The sequence below is a fragment of the Amycolatopsis sp. NPDC059021 genome (assembly GCF_042739895.1).
In the GTDB taxonomy this organism is placed as follows: Bacteria; Actinomycetota; Actinomycetes; order Mycobacteriales; family Pseudonocardiaceae; genus Amycolatopsis.
Genome location: NZ_JBHYIQ010000002.1, coordinates 218,524 through 234,457, shown reverse-complemented (window position 1 = coordinate 234,457; position 15,934 = coordinate 218,524). Strand labels below are relative to the sequence as shown.

Below are 15,934 nucleotides of genomic sequence, written 5' to 3'. Positions count from 1 at the left end.
CCTTACCGGCGCTCAGCGCCGGTAAGGAGGCCTTCACGGCATTGGGGGCGCTTCCGAGTATGCGACTCGCGGGGCGGAAGGAGGCCGCTGTGATTGCTGAGGCGGAAAGCCGAACCGCGGTCGCGATCCCCGACGCTGAGGGGCTTTTCGTGTCTCGTTGCGTGCGAAGAGGCCCTGTCGACGTATACCCGGCTGGTGGATCCAGGCTCGACGTCCCCCGTGACGCGTTCGGGACGTGGGTCCGGCGTGCGGGTCTCCCCAGGACCGATGCCCTGAACGACGCGTTCGAGACGCTCAACGTCGCCAACGGCGCGTTCGCGACATCGCGGTGCTCAGCCCGGGGGCGGAATCGGCCCGCCGACTCGGTGCTCCTGCCGGATCCGAGCCGCTTTCCTTGCCCCAGCAAGGCAGTCGAGTCGTCCATAGTGGACGCTGGAAGCGGCTGGACGGTCGTCGGGGACGGTGCCCGATTTCACCCCGCCCATGGCGATCGCCAGGGGCGGGGGTCCGCCCGTATCAGTGACCACACCTGGCCGTCCTGGCGTCCGCCGTTGACCGGGTACTCGCTGCGCAGCACGCCCTCCAGCGTCATGCCGAGCCGTTTCGCCACCGCCGCGCTGGCCGCGTTGTCCACCGCGTTGCGCCATTCCACCCGCGCCATGCCTCGCGTGTCGAAGGCCCAGTCGATCATATGCTGGACGGCCAGGGTGACCAGTCCCTTTCCCTGTGCCCACGGTGCCAGCCACACCCCGAGCTCGCAGTTTCCCGAGGGCACGTCGAACACGCGGAACAGCACGCCGCCCGCCAGTTCGCCGCGCAGCCGGATGCCGCAGATCCTGCCGCTGTCGGCTGCCTGGAGATCGGCATAGCGCTGGAGGTAGGCGCGGGCGCTTTCGGTGTCCACCACGACGGCCGCCATGCCGATCCACGGTCTGAGGTGCTCGCGGATCGAGTCGATGTGCGCGGCGAGCTCCTCGGCCTGCCAGGGCTCCAAGGGCGTCAGTTCGGCGTCCTCGCGCAGGGATCGGGTCAGCATCGGCGGCCTCGGTCTTCGGTGTCCTGGTGATCGACTGGCTCGACACGGAGGCTACGCACTGGCACCGACACAAACGAAGGGCCGGTGGAGGGGATCCCGTGCGGTGACCTTCGCCAGCGCGACCGCGGGGCTCGACCCGGCGGCCAGCCCGCGGTGGAACTCGGTCATCGCGCTCGCGGCCGCCTGGTCGCCGACCCTGGTCACCGCCGCGATGACCGTGCCCACCCCGGCGCACAGCAGCGCGCCGGCGAAGCCGAGCGGCTCGTCTCCCGGCCGGGTGTGGCTCAGCGCCAGTTCGTTCGCCGCGAGCACGACGTGCGCGGGCGGGCGGCCGAGCCGGCAGACGTCGTGCGCGAACAACGGGCCGTCGGCCAGTTCGAGCCGGGAGAACAGCGCGTTCTCCGGTTCGTCCTCGCCGTGCACCGCGAGATGCACCAGCCCGGCGCCGTCGAGGCTTTCCAGGACCGTCGCCACGGTCGCCTCGGCGCCGTCCAGCGACAGCGCGCCCGGATAGCGCTTCTTCAACGGCTTCATCTCACTGGTCTTGCCGGACACCCGCGGGCCGCGGATCAGCACTTTCGGCCGGGAGCAGCGCTCGGGCTGGTTCGCCTTCGCGGCCAGCCACGCGGTCGCGGACGGTGCCACGACCACGGGCCTGCCGCGCAGCGACGGCAGGACGCCCCACGGGACCGAGTAGAGCGGGCCGCCGGGCACGATGACCAGCTCGCGGTCGCCGACCAGTTTCGTGAGCGGTCCGAGCAACTGCGTGTCGAGACAGCCCGCGCGGCGCTCGGCGGACCGGGACACCGCCGCGGTGAGCCGGGTGGGCAGATGATCCGGTGCCAGCGCGTTGATGTCGGCATAGAGCTCCCACGCCAGCGCGGTCGCGGTACCACGATCGCCGATCTTGAGCAGGCGGGCGTCGCCGTCGGCGAGCACCATCGCGAGCTGGGCCTCGCCCACCGCGACGAAGCTGATCAGTGCCCGCCCGGCCAGCGCCTCGGTCACCTGCGCGAACGTGGCCGGCTCGCCGGGACCGGTGGCGGGCTGCGGGATCAGGCGGGAGATTTCCCGCTGCAGCACGGCGTGCCGGGCGGCCAGCTTCCTCGACGGCGTGCCGCGCAGCTGGGCCAGCTGCAGTGTGCGGCTCAGATGCCGGTAGTCGGCGACCCGGTCCGCCAGCGCGGGATCGTCGACCGGGGGTTCGTACCGGTAGGTCCTGGCACCCGCGCGTTCGAGCCAGAAGTACAACCGCTGCGCGTCGACCGCGGACTCGTCCTCGAGCATCAGCCGGATCCCGAGCTGGACGAGTTCGCGGTCGTGCAGCGCGGCTCCGCTGGCGAGGTCCAGCCCCGCCGAGCGGTCGCGGGCACTGTCCAGTTCGGACAGTCCACGGTGGATGGTGGTGAGCGCGGCGCCGCGGCCGCCGCGGGCCAGTGCGAGCTCCGCCCGGCACAGCCAGCGCAGCGTCCGGTGGTCGATCGCGGTGAGGCGCCGCGGCCGGGGCGCCCGGTTCAGCTCGGTCTCGGCTTCGGCGATCCGGTTCCGGCGCAGCAGCACCCGGACGGCGAGCAGCCGGGCCGCCGCGGATTCGTCGGTCAGCCGCAGTTCCTCCAGCAGCACGGCGAGCCGTTTCGCGCGATCCACCAGCAGATCCGCCACGACGCCGGTGCCGAGCGCGAGGCTGACGTCGGCCCGCAGCCGGATGAGCGCGGCGATCGCGGCCCACAGGGGATCGTCGTGCGTGGCGAACCGGCGCTCCGCCGCGTGCGCGAACTCGTGCGCGGTTTCGGTGTCGCCGTCGAGCAGCGCCGCGACGGCGCGCAGGACCTCGGCTTCGGCGAGGTCACCGGAATCCGGGTCCGCGCACAGGGCGGCGATCACCTCGTCGAGCCGGATCGCCGCCTCCTTGGCCAGTCCGGCGGTCAGCAGTGCCTCGGCCTGGTCGAGCCAGATCCGGGTGGCGTACTTCGGCGCCACGTCGCGGAGATGGCCGCTCGCCTGCTCGAAATGGCGCAGGGCCTCCGGGACCGCGTCGACCTGGCGGGCGAGCAACCCGAGGTTGTGCTCCGCCACGGCGCGGACGAGCAGCGTGGCCGGGTCGTCGCACACCGGTTCGCGGGTCGCCCGCTCGGTGGTGGTGACGATGTTCAGCCGTTCCGAGGTCAGCCACGAGATGGCGTGCTCGTGATCGCGCAGGGCCGGCGTCGGCGTGCTGGCCGCCGGGAGCGGTGGCCGGTTCGTGCCGTGCTGCGGAGCGATGAGATCCAGCGCCTGGCAGGTCACGTGGACGTAGTAGTGGTGCAGGCGTTCCAGCGCCTCGCGCCGTTCCCGTCCGGTGTCCGTTTCGGCGGCGAGGCCGGCGGCGTACGCGCGGAGCAGGTCGTGCATGTGGAACCGGCCGCCCGCGGTTTCCCTGGCCAGATGGGTACGCAGCAGCATCGCCAGCACGTTCCGCGCCTCGGGCAGGCCGCTGCCGGTGAGCGCGGCGAGGCCGTGCACGTCGAGGCCCCGTGCGGTGGGCGCCAGGCTCAGCAGCCGGAACGCCCTGGCCTCCGGCGGGCTGAGATGGCGGTAGGACCAGGAGAACACCGCGGGCACCGCGGTCCGGGGATTCCCGCTGGCGCTGAACAGTTCGAGCCTGCGGCGTTCGTCGGCCAGCTCGTCGCACAGCTCCGCGAGTTTCGCCGTGGGACGGGAAATCGCGAGTTCGGCGGCGATCCGCAGGGCCAGCGGCAGCTGCGCGCACCGGCCGGCGAGTTCGGCGGCCGCGTGCGGTTCGGCGTCGACGCGCCGGGCGAGCTGGCTCCGCAGCAGCGCGACCGCTTCGTGCTCGGGCAGCAGATCGACGGTGATCCGGACCGCGCTGTGCGTGATGAGCAGGCCGGGTAGCGTGTCCCGGCTGGTGATCACCACGAAACAGGACGACGTCCCCGGCAGCAGCGGGGTCACCTGCTCGGCCGACCGCGCGTTGTCGAGCACGATCAGCAGGCGCCGGTCCGCGACGAGCGAGCGGAACAGGGTGGCCCTGCCGTCCAGCCCGCGCGGCATGTCGCGGTCATCGAGGCCCAGCGAGCGGAGGAACCCTTCGAGGGCTTCGGCCGGGGGAATCGGACGGCCGGAGTCGTAGCCGCGCAGGTCGGCGTACAGATGTCCATCCGGGAACCGGTCCCGTGCGCGGTGTGCCCAGTGGACCGCGAGCGCTGTTTTCCCCACGCCGGCCGTCCCGGAAACCGCGGAGATCACCACCGCGGTCGAGTCCGCGGACCGCGCGAGCAGCCGGTCGAGTTCGCCGAGCTGATCGTCCCGGCCGGTGAAGCCGGAGACGTCGGGGGGAAGTTCGTGCGGGACCGGCGTTTTCGCGCCGTGCCCGTTCACCTGGAGGTGGACTCCGCCGGTGATCGTGCCCGCCTGCACGCAGCCGCCGAGGACGTCCCCGAGTTCGTTGCGGACTCCCTCGCCGTGCGGGACGACGGGGCGCGGGCTGTCCTCCTCCGTCACGGACCCCTCCCACACCGTCGCTGTGTGCAAGAACCACCGTAGCCGCCGGTCGTTCGTGAGCGCAGTTCGGTCCTGGATCGTTTTTGTGCCAGAGTGCGGAGATGAACGCGATCGAGGTCTGCCTGTACGTCTTCGGCGGCGTCTGCCTGGCCACCTGGCTGTTGTCGATCACGACACGGGAGTACTCGTGGATCGACCGGATCTGGTCGATCGTGCCGGTGGTCTACGTGGCGATCTTCGCGGGCGCCGCCGGGTTCGCCGACGCCAGGCTGGACACGATGCTGGCGCTGACCGCGTTGTGGGGCGCGCGGCTGACGTTCAACTTCGCGCGGAAGGGCGGCTACGCGCCAGGGGGCGAGGACTACCGCTGGGTGATCCTGCGCGAACGCATGTCGCCGGGGCGGTTCCAGCTGTTCAACCTGTTCTTCATCACGATCTACCAGAACGCGCTGCTGCTGTTGATCACCCTTCCGGCGTACACCGCGCTGGGAAACCGGACGCCGTTCGGGGCCGCCGACGTGATCGCCGCCGTCCTCTTCCTCGCGTTCCTGGCGGGCGAGACGATCGCGGACCAGCAGCAGTGGACGTTCCACCGGTGGAAGCACGCCGAGATCGCGGCCGGGCGCGAGCCGGAACCGCGGTTCCGGCGGACCGGCCTGTTCCGCTACTCGCGGCATCCGAACTTCTTCTTCGAACAGGCCCAGTGGTGGACGGTGTTCGCCTTCGGTGCGATCGCCGCCGGGTCGGTGCTGCAGTGGACGGTGGCCGGGCCGGTGCTGCTCACGTTGTTGTTCGCCGGCTCGACACGCTTCACCGAGAGCATCAGCCTCGGCCGTTACCCGGAGTACGCCGACTACCAGCGCACCACCTCGGCGCTCGTCCCGTGGTGGCCGCGCACGGCGCGCTGAACGGAAAAGGCCAGGTCAGCGCGGCGCGGTGACCAAAATGAAACAATGCGTGTGAGATGGCTCGCACTGGGTAGTCCTTTTGGACCGGTCCGGTAACGGAGTGCTCCCGGTACGGAAGGAGAAGCCCAGTGTCAGGTACCGCACTGGCGGCCGTGGACTTCGGCCAGGGCGTGTCCAACGCCTGGAGTTCGGTCGTCACATTCGTCCCGAAACTGCTCATGTTCCTGGTGATCCTGCTCATCGGCTGGCTGGTCGCGAAGGCGATCGCGAAGCTCGTGAGCCTCGCGCTGGACAAGCTCGGCTTCGACCGGCTCGTCGAACGCGGCGGGATCAAACAGATGCTCGCGCGGAGCAAGTACGGCGCCGCCGACATCATCAGCAAACTGCTGTACTACGCGGTGCTGCTGATAACCCTGCAGATCGCGTTCGGTGTGTGGGGCCCGAACCCGGTGAGTTCGCTGCTCAACGACATCGTCGCGTGGCTGCCGCGGGCGGTCGTGGCGATCATCATCGTGGTGGTCGCGGCCGCGATCGCCAGGGTGGTGAAGGATCTCGTCGGCAACGCGCTGGGCAGCGTGTCCTACGGCCGGGTGCTCGCCACCGTCGCCTCGGTGTTCATCTGGGGCCTCGGCATCATCGCCGCGCTGAACCAGATCGGCGTCGCCGTCACCGTCACCATGCCGGTGCTGATCACCGTGCTCGCCACGGCCGGCGGGATCGCCGTGGTCGGCGTCGGCGGTGGCCTGATCCGGCCGATGCAGCAGCGCTGGGAGCGCTGGCTCGGCCGGGCCGAGGCGGAGATTCCCGCCGCGAAGGCACAGGCCGAGGCCTACCAGCGGGGCCGTGAGGACGCTCGTCGCGGGAGCGCCGTGCCGTCCGAGCAGACGGCCGTGCACGAACCGGCGGGCGCGACGGGCCAGCACGCGCGCAGCGAGCCTGTCACCGACCCGCACGGCATGCCCCGGCCTGGTCAGGAGCCACCGGGGCCGATGCCCCCGCCGCCGGGACTCGGCGGCTGACCGGTCCGGTCTGCGGGAGCACGACGGGTAGGGCGGCGCGGCCGCCCTACCCGTTTTCCGCGAGCGGCTCCGCGCGTGGCGTGTCGATCGTGGCGGCCAGCGCGCACACCCCGACCAGGCGGGTGGTCAGCCAGTCCGCGGCCGTCCACGCCGGCAGGTCGGCGGGCACCCGCAGCGTCCAGCCGCGGCCGGTGGCTTCGTCGAGCAGGCCGCGCGTGTACCCGGCGAGCAGCACGACGCCGGCGACCGCGGCCGAGGTCTCGACGCCCGAGGCGAGGATGTCCCGCACCGCGGCGGAGTGCTGGTCGAGGGCGGCGGCGAGCCCGGGAACGGCCGCCGCGGCGGCGAGCCCGGCGGCACCGAGCCGCTCGTTGAGCCTGGCGAGGGTCCGGCGGGCGGACGACTCCGCCCAGGACGTGGCGAGTTCTCTCACCGCACCAAGGTAACCGCGCCGGTACCGTGGCCGGCATGCGGATCCGGGAGTTCGCCGAGGCCGACTGGCCGCGGGTGTGGCCGATCGTCGAGGAGATCGTGCGGGCGGGGGAGACCTACACCTACGACCCGGCGATGACCGAGTCCCAGGCGCGCGGCACCTGGATCGAGGCGCCACCGGGGCAGACGGTCGTCGCGGTCGACGACGGCCGCGTCCTCGGCACCGCCAAGATGGGCGCCAACCGGCCGGGTCCGGGATCGCACGTCGCGACGGCGAGCTTCATGGTCGACGCGCAGGCCCGCGGCCGGGGCGTCGGCACCGCGCTGTGCTCGTTCGCGCTCGGCTGGGCCAGGGAGCGCGGGTTCGCGGGCATGCAGTTCAACGCCGTGGCCGAGTCCAATACGGCCGCTGTCGAGATCTACCGGCGGCTCGGCTTCGAGATCGTCGGCACGGTCCCCGGCGCGTTCGAGCACCCTGCGCTGGGACGCGTCGGCCTGCACGTCATGTACTGCGCCTTCTAGGCACACCGTCGAACCGGACCGGTCCGCGGATCCGTGTAGGGGATGTGAGCGACGAAGGCGAGTTGATCGCCGGGCGCTACCGGCTGGTGGCCAGGATCGGCCGCGGTGCCATGGGCGAGGTGTGGCAGGCCCGCGACGAACGGCTGGATCGCGTGGTCGCGGTGAAGCGCCTGGCGCCCTGTGCCGAGTCCGGCGCCGCGGCGGCGGACCGGGCGATGCGGGAGGCGCGGGTCGCGGCCCGGCTGCGGCATCCGCACGCGATCACCGTGCACGACGTCGTCGACCACGACGGGCTGCCGCAGCTCGTCATGGAATACCTGCCGTCGGAGAGCCTCGCCGCCATCCTCCACAGTGGACGGACGCTGCCGGAGCGGTCCGTCGCGGCGATCGGGGCGCAGGTCGCGTCCGCGCTCGAAGCGGCGCACGCGGAAGGGATCGTGCACCGCGACATCACCCCGGGCAACATCCTGATCGCCCCGGACGGCACCGCGAAGCTCGCCGACTTCGGGATTTCCCGCGCGGCGGGGGAAAGCACGGTGACCGGGGCCGGGTACATCGCGGGCACCCCGGCCTACCTCGCGCCGGAGGTGGTGTGCGGGGAGGAGGCCGGGTTCCCGTCGGACGTGTTCTCGCTCGGCGCGACGCTGTACCGGGCGCTGGAGGGAAAACCACCGTTCGGCACCGGCAAGAACGCCATGGACCTGCTGCGGCGCGCCGCCCGCGAAGAGGTCGGCCGCCCCGCGCACCCCGGACCGCTGTCCGACGTGCTTTTGGCTCTGCTCCGGCGAAATCCGGCCGACCGCCCGGTGATCTCGCGAGCCCGCGAACTGCTCGGCGCCGTCGCCGGAGGCAACCCCGTCCCCGGGCCGCCGCCGCGGGAGGACACGAGAGTGCTGCCGGTACGGCGGCGATGGCACCGTGCCGCGGTGCTGGTGGCGTGCGCGATGGCTCTGCTCGCCTCGGGGGTGCTGATCGGCGGCAGGCTCGGGCACGGCACCCCCGGGGCCCGTGCCGCGACGCCGATCCCGCCGCGGCCTTCCGCGTCCGCCCAGGCCGGGTGCGACGCGCGGTACGAGGTGACGGATTCCTGGCCGGGCGGCTACCAGGCGCTGGTGACCGTGCGCGGCGAGGACGGCGCGAACCTGACGGGCTGGGCGGTGAGCTGGGCGCTGCCCGCCGGGCACCGCATCGGCACCCTGTGGAACGGCACGCTCGCGCAGCGGGGCACCGAGGTCCGGGTGACCAGCGCGCGGTGGAACGCCGTGGTGCGGCCGGCCGGGACGACGTCGTTCGGCCTGATCGGACTGACCCGCGGTGATCGCGCCGCCCCGCCGGTGCTGACGTGCCGAGCGTTGTGACGCAAGGGAAAGTGGTCAGCCGGGCAAGGTGATCGGGGTGCGGCGGCTCTCCGGCGGCCCGGCCGCCGGAGAGCGCCCGGTCAGTAGTCGTCGCGTCCGGTGAACTGCTGCTCCAGCAGCTCGGCGGACCCGGCGACCAGCTCCAGCGGATCGAGGAACTCGTTGATGTCCAGGTTGATCAGCGGCAGCGAGTGCCGCAGCACGATGTGGTCGCCCATCACGGCGGCGCCGCCGACGACGATGGTGTTGCCGATCTCGGCGAGCACGGCGTGCAGGTCGACCTCGTCCGCGCGGGCGAACGGTGTCGCGATCTGCACCCAGTCCTCCTTCTGGTCGAAGATCTCGTGCGCGATGACCACGACCTGGGCGCGCTGCTCGGTGTCGGGGTCGCCGTCGCCGAAGACGAGCCGGATCCGGATCTCGTCAGGCTCGTCCCGGACGACCCGGTACGACTGCCTGATGAAGGTGACCAGATCACGCCACTCCGCCATGGAGTTCCTCCGTTCTCGTGCGTGAGCGTTCAGCCTAGCGAGAACGTCCGGGGACCAGTCCCGCATTCGCCCGGATGGCTACCGGTCCGGGCGACGGGCCCGCGCGAGGTGACATCCGGGGTCTCGACGTCCCCTACGCGCCACTAGGGTGAGGCGATGGGGTCGATCAGAAAAGTCCAAGTCACCTTCGATTGCGCGGAACCCGAGCGCGTCGCCCGTTTCTGGTGCGAGGTGCTGGGCTACGTGGTGCCGCCGCCTCCGGAGGGGTTCGCCACTTGGAACGATTACGAGCGCTCGCTGCCGCCCGAGCGGCAAGGCGCGGGCTTCGTCTGCATGGATCCCGAGGGGGTCGGCCCCCGGCTGTACTTCCAGCGTGTTCCCGAGGGCAAGGTCGTCAAGAACCGGGTGCATCTCGACGTGCGGGTCGGCACCGGGCTCGTGGGTGAGGAGCGCGTCGCCGCCCTCGAAGCCGAGTGCACGCGGCTGGTCGCGCTCGGCGCGGTCCGCCTGCACCTGCTGCGTGCCGACGAGTACAACGAATCGTGCCTCGTGATGCAGGACGTCGAGGGCAACGAGTTCTGTCTCGACTGAGCCGTCACCGCTGCCGGGCGGGGGTCCGCAGCCTGCTGCGGGCGAACTGCCGGACAGCTCGGCTGAACGGATGTTCCGGCCGGTCGGCGGCCAGCGGGCGGCGGCGGTTGATCGACGCCGGGACGTCGAAGGTGAACGGGAGCCTGGCCGCGATCGGATGCCGCACGAGGGCGTCCTGTTCGGCCGGGCTCGGGAGCGTGCGCGTGTCACACCGGTTGAGCACGACCGCGCGGCTCGCCCGCGGATAGCCGAGCAGGTCCAGTACGCCGAGGACGCGCCGGAGGCCGGTCAGCGCCGTCCGTTCCGGGCCGGCCAGCACGACGTGTGCCTGCGCGCAGTCCAAAGCGGACAGAACCGGCGAGGACAGCTGGGCGGGGGTGTCGACGACGACGTGGTCGTAGACCGCGGCGAGTGCGGCGAGCAGTTCCGTGGTCCGGTGCGGGGGAATCGGCTCCTCCTCGCCGGGCCGCGCCGGGGCGAGGACGCAGTCGACGCCGGCGCGGAACGGCGTGACCAGCCGCGCGAGCTCCGCGGGCAGCCCGGCGGTCTGCTGCCGGGGCCTGCCTGCCGGAAGGCCGAGCGCGGTGGTGAGATCGCCGGTGAGGACGTCGAGATCCACCAGGCACACCCGGGGTGACAGTTCGCTGAGGACGACGGCGAGGTTCGCCGCGAAGGTCGTCTTCCCGTGCCCGCTCGTGGCGGCGGTGACGGTGACGATCCGGCCGTGTGCCCGGTGCCGCCCCGGCGTCTCGGCGGAGACGCGCCGCAGCAGGGCGCACACCCCGGACAGCGCCGCGTCGTCGCCGGGCGCGACGATCGCGCGGATCCCGGCTTGCCCGGCGAGGCGGCGCAGGTCCGCGTCCGCCGTGCGCACGAGGACGACCCGCACCGCGGGGTTCGCGGTGCGCAGCCGGAACGAGAACCGCAGGACGTCGTCGAGGGCGGGGCCCGCCCCGACGACCACGATCGTCTCGCCGGGATCGCCGGCCAGCACGCGCCGCACGGCGCCGAGATCGGGCACGGTGCGGACCTCGCCGTCGAGCACGGACGCCAGGCGCAACGCGGTCGTCATGTCCGCCTCGCAGAGGATCGTCATCGGTCCCGGCTCCTTTCGACGGCTTTTCTTGCCCCGCACGGCTCGCTCGTACGGCTCGCGAAGAAGTGTGCGGCGGCGGACGCCGTCCCGGCTTCGGGCGAGTGACCCGGGAAAGGCCGTGCCGCCCGGCCCTTGCCGGGACTCCGCGCGGGTGCTAGGCGCGCGACGCGACCGGGTCTATCGGCCCTATCGGGGTTCCGGGGCGGCGAGCATCGTGAACCGCACACCACGCTCGCGAAGGAACGACATGACGGATCCATCGGGCTTCGAGGTGCTCGGCCGCGAGCAGTGCGTCGCCCTGCTGGCCACGGCGCCGATCGGCCGCGTCGTGTTCACCCACCGCGCGCTGCCCGCGGTACAGCCGGTGCGCTTCGCGGTGCGGGACGGCGCCGCCGTCTTCGCCGTGCCGTCCGGAAGTGCCGTGTTCGCCGCGATGCTGGACACCGTCGTCGCGTTCTCCGCCGACGACGTCGACGTGGCCGGGGGCTGGTTCGTCACCGCGCTCGGCAGGGCGCACGAGGTCCGCGATCCCGCGGTGACCACCGAACTGGCCGCCCTGCCGCTGACAGCCTGGATCCCCGCGCCGGGCGACCGGTATGTCCGGGTTCCGCTCGAGGCGGTTTCGGGCCGCCGGATTTCGGCGGTCCGTCCGGTAACGAACCACTGTCCGTAGTCGACTGGAACAACAGAAGGCTGGTCGGCGGCCCGCTGTGGTGCGATCCTCGACGGGTGCCCGGACGCCGTCCGGGATGGGTGACACCAGCGGGACCCGTGGGAGCCGTGAACGAAACCGGTGTGCCGAAGCTGCTCGACGCGGTGGTCGCCATCGCGCAGGATCTCAGCCTGCCCGATCTCCTCCGCAAGATCGTGCGCGTCGGCGGCGAACTGGTGGGCGCGCCCTACGGCGTGCTCGGCGTGCTGGGCCCCGACGGCACGTTCGACGAACTGGTCGAGCACTACCGCGAAGGCCCCGCCCCGCTGCCGGAGCGGGAGGGCGAGCCGCCGCGGCGGCTGAGCGAACTCCACGCCGCGGCGCCGGAGCACCCGCTCGCGCGGTCGTTCCTCGAGGCGGAGATCCGGGTCCGCGACCGTCTCTTCGGCTACCTCGGGTTCGCCGGGAAGGACGAGTTCACCGCCTACGACGAGGAGGTGCTCGCCGGGCTCGGCGCGGCGGCGGGCGTCGCGATCGAGAACGCGACGCTGTTCGACGAGGTCCAGCGGCGGGAGCGGTGGCTGGAGGCCTCGTACCACGTCACCGGCGCGTTGCTGGCCGAGCAGGACCTCACCTCGACGCTGCGGCTGATCGCCGAACGCGCCAGGGTCGTCGCGGGCGGTTCGGCGGGGGCGGTGGCCCGGCCGCTCGGCCCGGACCGGGCGGAGCTGGTCTTCGAGGTGGTCGAACCGCGGGGCGAGGACGCCGACCGCCTCGCCGGGCTGCGGGTGCCCGCCGAGGGCACCGCGACGGGCCTCGCGTTCACCAGCGGGCATTCCGTGGTGGTGCGGGACTACGGCGAATACGTCGAAGCGCAGCAACGCGGCAAGGTCGCTTCGCTGCCCGCGATGGTCCGTCACCTCGACTCCACCATCGCCGTCCCGCTCATCGTCGGCGACGAGACCCTCGGCGTGCTGCTGGTCGCGAAGTTCCGGGACAAGACGCCGTTCACCGACTTCGACGTCCAGCTGGCGGAGACCTTCGCCGCGCACGCCGCGCTCGCCGTCGAATTCTCCCGGGCGCAGGAGGACCGGCAGCGGCTCGCGGTGTTCCAGGAACGGGACCGGATCGCACGCGATCTGCACGATCTGGTGATCCAGCGGCTGTTCGCCACCGGGCTCGGCCTGGAGGGGCTGAGCAGGATGAGCACCGAACCCGCGGTCGCCGAGCGGGTGACCGGGTTCGTGCAGGACCTCGACCGGACGATCCGGGAGATCCGCAACAGCATCTTCTCGTTGCAGGAGCCCGAGGAGGTCCAGGGCAGCCTGCGGTCCGAGCTGCTGCGGGTGGCGCTCGACAGCGGGAACGCGCTCGGCTTCGAGCCGAGGATCGGGTTCGACGGGCCGCTGGACACCGCGGTCGGCGGCGCGGTCCGCGGCGACCTCGTGGCGGCGCTGCGGGAGTCACTGTCCAATGTGGCCAGACACGCCGGTGCGAGCGAGGTCGCGGTGGACATCGCGGTCGACCGGTCCGGGCACGAGCTGCGGCTCACCGTCGCCGACGACGGGGCGGGCATCGCCGACGACCCCGCGCGGCACAGCGGGCTGGCCAATCTCGCCGAGCGTGCCGCCCGCTGGGGCGGGTCGTTCTCCGCGCGGCGGCTCGACGGCGGCGGCACCGGCGTCGAATGGACGGCGCTGCTCAAACCATCCACTGTGGACTCCGCAGGGGACACCGAGGACACCGGGAACCGGGGAGAGGAGCGGGGGGAATGACCATCTCGGTGTTCCTGCTCGACGATCACGAACTCGTCCGCACCGGGCTGAAGACGGTGCTGGAGGCCGAGGACGACATCCGCGTCACCGGCGAGGCGGGGTCGGCGGCCGAGGCGCTCGTGCGTGTCCCGGCGGTGCGCCCGGACGTCGCGATCCTCGACGTCCGGCTGCCCGACGGCGAGGGCGTCAGCGTGTGCCGGGAGATCCGTGCCGCGCTGGACCCGCCGCCGGCCTGCCTGATGCTGACGTCCTATTCGGACGACGACGCCCTGTTCGGCGCGATCATGGCCGGGGCGGCCGGATACATGCTCAAGCAGGTGTCGGGCAACTCGCTGGTCGCCGCGGTGCGCACGGTGGCGGCGGGCGGGTCGCTGCTGGACGCCACGCTCACCGCGTCGGTGCTGAGCAGGCTGCGCGGGGAGACCGAGACCCGGGATCCGGGGTACGAGCAGCTCAGCCCGCAGGAGCGGCGGGTGCTGGATCTCATCGCGGACGGGCTCACCAACCGCCAGATCGCCGCCGAGCTGTATCTGGCGGAGAAGACGGTGAAGAACTACGTCTCCTCGCTGCTGCACAAGCTCGGCTTCGAACGCCGCACGGCGGCCGCGGTCTACGCGGCCAACCGCAGGCAGCGGCCGTCCCGCTGAGCTCAGGCCCCGCGACGGCGCCTGGGCGGCCCGCCGCGCAGCACGCGCCGCAGATCGGTGAGCGCGCGGTGCTGCATGACCCGCACCGCGCCGGCGCTGCTGATCCCGAGTGCCGCCGCGGTCTCCTCGGCGCTGAAGCCGAGCACGATCCGGAGGATCAGCACCTCGCGGGGGCGGGCGGCGAGTCCGTCGAGCAGTGCCGAGATCCGGACGAGCCCGTCGGCCTGTTCGACGTCTTCCAGCGTCGGGTCGCTCGGCCCGTTCCGCGTGCCGGGATCGGGGTCGGCCGTGGGCGCGGACGGGTCGCGGGCCTTGCTCCGCCGCGCGTCGGCGACCTTGTGCGCGGCGATGCCGAAGACGTACGGCAGGAACCGGCTGGTGTCGTGCCGGTAACGCGGCAGCCCGGCGAACACCGCGAGCAGGACCTCCTGCGCGCAGTCCTCGGCACCGGCGTAGCCGTTGTGCCTGCCGCCCAGATGCCCGAGGCAGTACCGCAGGACGACGGGCCGGAGTTCGGCGAGCAACAGGTCGATCGCCACGCGGTCACCGTCGACCGCGGCGCGGACCAGCCGCTCGTCGGGCTCGTAGGGCCGGGAGACACCGGCCGCGCGCGGAATCGGCTGGGGGAGTGTGGTCGTCACGCGCCCGCACCTCCCGCGCCGGCGCGCTCCCGCCGCAGCGGGACCGGACCGTCCATGGAGAACACCGTTGCCATCCCGGCCACCCCTCTCGTCGCGGATCGCGTGATAGCCCGTTCGACGGTACGGAGTGCGTCCATCCCGCGCGTCGGTCAACAAGCCCGCCGGGCCCGGGTCTTTGGACCCTGGTGCGGCGGCGGTCCCGGCGCTCCGGCCGTAATTCGCGAACTGCGGGAAACTTTCGTTGGTCCCGTCCCCGGGTGCCGGTAACCTCCCCAGCAAGGAAAAGGCGGATGTCGCGATGCGAGGTGGCCGTGCTGGATGTCATCGGTTTGCGGGAGGTGGACGTCGCGGTCTACGCCGCGTTCGCCGGGCGGAAGTCGATGACGCTTGCCCAGCTGCGCGCCGAAACCGGGCTGAGCACGCAGCGGCTGACCCCGGTATTGCGCGGCCTCACGGAAAAGGGGCTGATAGTACGGTTTCCCGGTGCGCCCGCGGCGTACGCGGCGGTCAACCCCGGTGTCGCGCTGGACGCGATCTTCCGCCGCAAGGAACAGGAACTCGAACACGCGCGCATGGTGGCCTCGGAGCTCCAGGAACGGCATCGGGCGGCACCGGGGAAAAACGCCGTCGACCTGATCGAGGTCGTCCAGGGAAACGAGGTCATCGCCGAACGGGTCGAACAGCTTTTGCGCTCGGCGCACAGCGAGGTCGTATTCGTCGACAAACCGCCGTATACGCGGCTGCCGACGGTCCTGCACCCGGCGGAACAGGAGCTGTTGAACCGCGGAATACGCTTTCGCGGTGTCTACGACAAAGGCGCGCTGGAATTGCACGACCTCGTCGCGGATCTCGAAGCGGGACTCGCACTGGGGGAGCAGGCGCGCGTGGTGTCGCACGCTCCGCTCAAGCTGATCGTGGTCGACGATAGGGTCGGGCTCGTCCCGTTGCGGTCCGGTTCCCCGCAGGTCGGCACCGCGCTCGTCGTCCACCCGTGCAGCCTGCTCGACGCGCTGTCGGCGCTCTTCGGTTTTCTCTGGGACAACGCGATCCCCCTGCGGCTGCCCGGCGGCGGCGAGCAGGGCGGCCAGGCGCCGGCGTTCGAGGACACCCGGCTGCTCGCCCTGCTCACCACCGGGATGCCGGACCGCAGCATCGCCAAACAGCTCGGCCTGAGCTACCGGACGTTCCAGCGGCGGCTGCAGAACCTGATGACCACCCTCGGCGCGGCCACCCGGTTCCAGGCCGGGCTCCAGGCGGCCGCGCGG

15 protein-coding genes are annotated in these 15,934 nt (G+C 72.2%); 9 read left to right on the top strand and 6 right to left on the bottom strand.

Annotation, left to right across the window (positions count from 1 at the left end):
• Positions 1–472: 472 nt before the first annotated feature.
• Complete coding sequence (locus ACFWX1_RS01980; protein WP_378382934.1) at positions 473–1,036, bottom strand: GNAT family N-acetyltransferase; 564 nt, start codon at positions 1,034–1,036, stop codon at positions 473–475.
• Positions 1,037–1,087: 51 nt separating this feature from the next.
• Complete coding sequence (locus ACFWX1_RS01975; RefSeq protein ID WP_378382933.1) at positions 1,088–4,537, bottom strand: CHAT domain-containing protein; 3,450 nt, start codon at positions 4,535–4,537, stop codon at positions 1,088–1,090.
• 101 nt (positions 4,538–4,638) lie between these two features.
• On the opposite strand from ACFWX1_RS01975, the gene ACFWX1_RS01970 reads away from it, so the two are divergent.
• The gene (locus ACFWX1_RS01970; RefSeq protein WP_378382932.1) at positions 4,639–5,445 is read left to right on the top strand and encodes a DUF1295 domain-containing protein; all 807 of its coding nucleotides are present in this window, start codon (positions 4,639–4,641) and stop codon (positions 5,443–5,445) included.
• A gap of 128 nt (positions 5,446–5,573) precedes the next feature.
• Positions 5,574–6,464 carry a hypothetical protein gene (locus tag ACFWX1_RS01965; RefSeq protein WP_378382931.1) on the top strand — a complete coding sequence of 297 codons (891 nt, stop codon included), beginning with the start codon at positions 5,574–5,576 and terminating at the stop codon, positions 6,462–6,464.
• A 46-nt stretch (positions 6,465–6,510) separates the two neighbouring features.
• Here the strand turns inward: ACFWX1_RS01965 and ACFWX1_RS01960 are convergent, their stop codons facing one another.
• Complete coding sequence (locus tag ACFWX1_RS01960; protein ID WP_378382930.1) at positions 6,511–6,897, bottom strand: DUF6401 family natural product biosynthesis protein; 387 nt, start codon at positions 6,895–6,897, stop codon at positions 6,511–6,513.
• 35 nt (positions 6,898–6,932) lie between these two features.
• On the opposite strand from ACFWX1_RS01960, the gene ACFWX1_RS01955 reads away from it, so the two are divergent.
• Both ACFWX1_RS01955 and ACFWX1_RS01950 read left to right on the top strand, forming a co-directional pair.
• On the top strand, positions 6,933–7,418 hold the full coding sequence (locus ACFWX1_RS01955; RefSeq protein WP_378382929.1) for a GNAT family N-acetyltransferase: 486 nt from the start codon (positions 6,933–6,935) through the stop codon (positions 7,416–7,418).
• Between the two features lie 44 nt (positions 7,419–7,462).
• On the top strand, positions 7,463–8,776 hold the full coding sequence (locus tag ACFWX1_RS01950; protein WP_378382928.1) for a serine/threonine-protein kinase: 1,314 nt from the start codon (positions 7,463–7,465) through the stop codon (positions 8,774–8,776).
• 80 nt (positions 8,777–8,856) lie between these two features.
• Here ACFWX1_RS01950 and ACFWX1_RS01945 read toward each other — a convergent pair whose 3' ends face one another.
• Positions 8,857–9,267: a hypothetical protein gene (locus tag ACFWX1_RS01945; RefSeq protein WP_378382927.1), complete on the bottom strand. Its 411-nt coding sequence runs from the start codon at positions 9,265–9,267 to the stop codon at positions 8,857–8,859.
• 156 nt (positions 9,268–9,423) lie between these two features.
• On the opposite strand from ACFWX1_RS01945, the gene ACFWX1_RS01940 reads away from it, so the two are divergent.
• Positions 9,424–9,858, top strand: coding sequence for a VOC family protein (locus ACFWX1_RS01940; protein WP_378382926.1), 435 nt, complete (start codon positions 9,424–9,426; stop codon positions 9,856–9,858).
• Positions 9,859–9,862: 4 nt separating this feature from the next.
• Here the strand turns inward: ACFWX1_RS01940 and ACFWX1_RS01935 are convergent, their stop codons facing one another.
• A complete protein-coding gene (locus tag ACFWX1_RS01935; protein ID WP_378382925.1) occupies positions 9,863–10,954 on the bottom strand; it encodes a CpaE family protein in 1,092 nt (363 codons plus the stop codon).
• A 247-nt stretch (positions 10,955–11,201) separates the two neighbouring features.
• On the opposite strand from ACFWX1_RS01935, the gene ACFWX1_RS01930 reads away from it, so the two are divergent.
• The 3 genes from ACFWX1_RS01930 (at position 11,202) to ACFWX1_RS01920 (ending at position 14,028) form a co-directional block, all read left to right on the top strand.
• Entirely contained in the window at positions 11,202–11,627 is a 426-nt protein-coding gene (locus ACFWX1_RS01930) for a pyridoxamine 5'-phosphate oxidase family protein (protein ID WP_378382924.1), read from the top strand.
• A gap of 107 nt (positions 11,628–11,734) precedes the next feature.
• A complete protein-coding gene (locus ACFWX1_RS01925; RefSeq protein ID WP_378382923.1) occupies positions 11,735–13,381 on the top strand; it encodes a GAF domain-containing sensor histidine kinase in 1,647 nt (548 codons plus the stop codon).
• A complete protein-coding gene (locus ACFWX1_RS01920) occupies positions 13,378–14,028 on the top strand; it encodes a response regulator (RefSeq protein ID WP_378382922.1) in 651 nt (216 codons plus the stop codon). Before ACFWX1_RS01925 ends, ACFWX1_RS01920 begins: the two co-directional genes overlap by 4 nt.
• A 2-nt stretch (positions 14,029–14,030) precedes the next feature.
• Here ACFWX1_RS01920 and ACFWX1_RS01915 read toward each other — a convergent pair whose 3' ends face one another.
• The gene (locus ACFWX1_RS01915; protein WP_378382940.1) at positions 14,031–14,597 is read right to left on the bottom strand and encodes a sigma-70 family RNA polymerase sigma factor; all 567 of its coding nucleotides are present in this window, start codon (positions 14,595–14,597) and stop codon (positions 14,031–14,033) included.
• A gap of 362 nt (positions 14,598–14,959) precedes the next feature.
• Between ACFWX1_RS01915 and ACFWX1_RS01910 the strand changes: the two genes are divergently transcribed.
• On the top strand, positions 14,960–15,934 hold a 975-nt coding region (locus ACFWX1_RS01910), incomplete at its 3' end, for a helix-turn-helix domain-containing protein (protein ID WP_378382921.1).

Bases quoted from the DNA above. Each gene is read 5' to 3' on its own strand.
- ACFWX1_RS01920 (WP_378382922.1), top strand. From the start codon at position 13,378: ATGACCATCTCGGTGTTCCTGCTCGACGATCACGAACTCGTCCGCACC.
- ACFWX1_RS01980 (WP_378382934.1), bottom strand. From the start codon at position 1,036: ATGCTGACCCGATCCCTGCGCGAGGACGCCGAACTGACGCCCTTGGAG.
- ACFWX1_RS01970 (WP_378382932.1), top strand. From the start codon at position 4,639: ATGAACGCGATCGAGGTCTGCCTGTACGTCTTCGGCGGCGTCTGCCTG.
- ACFWX1_RS01935 (WP_378382925.1), bottom strand. From the start codon at position 10,954: ATGACGATCCTCTGCGAGGCGGACATGACGACCGCGTTGCGCCTGGCG.
- ACFWX1_RS01945 (WP_378382927.1), bottom strand. From the start codon at position 9,267: ATGGCGGAGTGGCGTGATCTGGTCACCTTCATCAGGCAGTCGTACCGG.
- ACFWX1_RS01955 (WP_378382929.1), top strand. From the start codon at position 6,933: ATGCGGATCCGGGAGTTCGCCGAGGCCGACTGGCCGCGGGTGTGGCCG.
- ACFWX1_RS01930 (WP_378382924.1), top strand. From the start codon at position 11,202: ATGACGGATCCATCGGGCTTCGAGGTGCTCGGCCGCGAGCAGTGCGTC.
- ACFWX1_RS01940 (WP_378382926.1), top strand. From the start codon at position 9,424: ATGGGGTCGATCAGAAAAGTCCAAGTCACCTTCGATTGCGCGGAACCC.